Raw genomic sequence first — 2,374 nt, 5'->3', positions numbered from 1 at the left:
AGAGTTTGTTCTCTGAAAATTGCACAGTGATTATTTTTAGGTCAAGCCCTCGACTTATTAGTATGAGTCAGCTGAACATGTTACCATGCTTACACCCCTCACCTATCAACCTGGTAGTCTTCCAGGAGTCTTACTAACTTACGTTATGGGAAATCTCATCTTAGGGTGGGCTTCACGCTTAGATGCTTTCAGCGTTTATCCCTTCCCAACATAGCTACCCAGCTATGCCACTGGCGTGACAACTGGTGCACCAGAGGTTGGTCCATCCCGGTCCTCTCGTACTAAGGACAGCTCCCTTCAAATTTCCTACGCCCGCGACGGATAGGGACCGAACTGTCTCACGACGTTCTGAACCCAGCTCGCGTGCCGCTTTAATGGGCGAACAGCCCAACCCTTGGGACCTACTTCAGCCCCAGGATGCGACGAGCCGACATCGAGGTGCCAAACCTCCCCGTCGATGTGGACTCTTGGGGGAGATCAGCCTGTTATCCCCGAGGTAGCTTTTATCCGTTGAGCGATGGCCCTCCCACGAGGAACCACCGGATCACTAAGCCCGACTTTCGTCCCTGCTCCACCTGTATGTGTCGCAGTCAGGCTCCCTTCTGCCTTTGCACTCTTCGAACGATTTCCGACCGTTCTGAGGGAACCTTTGGGCGCCTCCGTTACTTTTTAGGAGGCGACCGCCCCAGTCAAACTGCCCACCTAACAATGTCCCGTGACCAGATTCATGGCCTCCGGTTAGAATTCCAGTACTATCAGGGTGGTATCCCAAGGTCGACTCCACAACAGCTGACGCCATTGCTTCCAAGTCTCCCACCTATCCTGTACAGATAATACCGAAACTCAATGCTAAATTGCAGTAAAGCTCTACGGGGTCTTTCCGTCCAATCGCGGGTAGCAAGCATCTTCACTTGCACTACAATTTCGCCGGATTTGCTGTTGAGACAGTGCCCAAATCATTACGCCATTCGTGCGGGTCGGAACTTACCCGACAAGGAATTTCGCTACCTTAGGACCGTTATAGTTACGGCCGCCGTTTACTGGGGCTTAAGTTCATGCCTTCGCTTGCGCTAAGCAATCCCCTTAACCTTCCAGCACCGGGCAGGCGTCAGCCCCTATACATCAGCTTTCGCTTTAGCAGAGACCTGTGTTTTTGCTAAACAGTTGCTTGGGCCTATTCTCTGCGACCTACTTTCGTAGGCACCCCTTCTCCCGAAGTTACGGGGTCAATTTGCCGAGTTCCTTAACAGCAATTCTTCCGATGGTCTTAGGATTCTCTCCTCATCTACCTGTGTCGGTTTGCGGTACGGGCACTAGCTTCCTCCATAGAGGCTTTTCTTGGCAGCGTGGAATCAGATACTTCGCTAAAATTAGCTCCCCATCACACCTCAGAATTGTTTCAGCGGATTTGCCTACCGAAACTCCCTAAGTGCTTAGACACACATCCAATAGTGTGCACATCCTATCCTCCTGCGTCACCCCATCTGTACAAACGTACGCTAGTGGTACAGGAATATCAACCTGTTGTCCATCGACTACGCCTTTCGGCCTCGCCTTAGGTCCCGACTAACCCTGGGCGGACGAGCCTTCCCCAGGAAACCTTAGATTTTCGACCGCCAGGATTCTCACCTGGCTCTCGCTACTTATGCCAACATTCTCACTTCTGCATCGTCCACCGCTCCTTTCGGTACGACTTCAGCCAATGCAGAAAGCTCCTCTACCGCGTACACATTAAGTGCACACCCATAGCTTCGGTGGTAAGTTTTAGCCCCGGACATCTTCGGCGCAGGATCTCTTGACTAGTGAGCTATTACGCACTCTTTAAATGAGTGGCTGCTTCTAAGCCAACATCCTAGTTGTCTTAGAAATCCCACATCCTTTACCACTTAACTTACACTTTGGGACCTTAGCTGATGGTCTGGGCTGTTTCCCTTTTGACTACGGATCTTATCATTCGCAGTCTGACTGCCGAAATAAAAGTATCTGGCATTCGGAGTTTGATAAGGTTCGGTAAGCGGTATGCCCCCTAGCCTATTCAGTGCTCTACCTCCAGTACTCAGTTAATCGACGCTAGCCCTAAAGCTATTTCGAGGAGAACCAGCTATCTCCGAGTTCGATTGGAATTTCTCCGCTATCCACAGCTCATCCCATGGTTTTTCAACACCAACGTGGTTCGGACCTCCACGACATTTTACTGTCGCTTCATCCTGGCCATGGATAGGTCACCCGGTTTCGGGTCTACGACATGCAACTTTGCGCCCTATTCAGACTCGGTTTCCCTTCGGCTCCGTACCTTAAGTACTTAACCTCGCTACATATCGTAACTCGTTGGCTCGTTCTACAAAAAGCACATCGTCACACATATAAAGTGCTT

General features: G+C 50.8%; 1 rRNA gene. It reads right to left on the bottom strand.

What is annotated here, in order from left to right:
- Positions 1-37: 37 nt before the first annotated feature.
- A 23S ribosomal RNA gene (locus BN346_RS20275) occupies positions 38-2,374 on the bottom strand; the annotation flags it as partial.

The sequence above is a fragment of the Clostridium ihumii AP5 genome, from assembly GCF_000612845.1.
GTDB lineage: Bacteria > Bacillota > Clostridia > Clostridiales > Clostridiaceae > Clostridium_J > Clostridium_J ihumii.
Note: the sequence above shows the minus strand (reverse complement) of the source record. Positions and strands in the feature narration are given on the sequence as shown.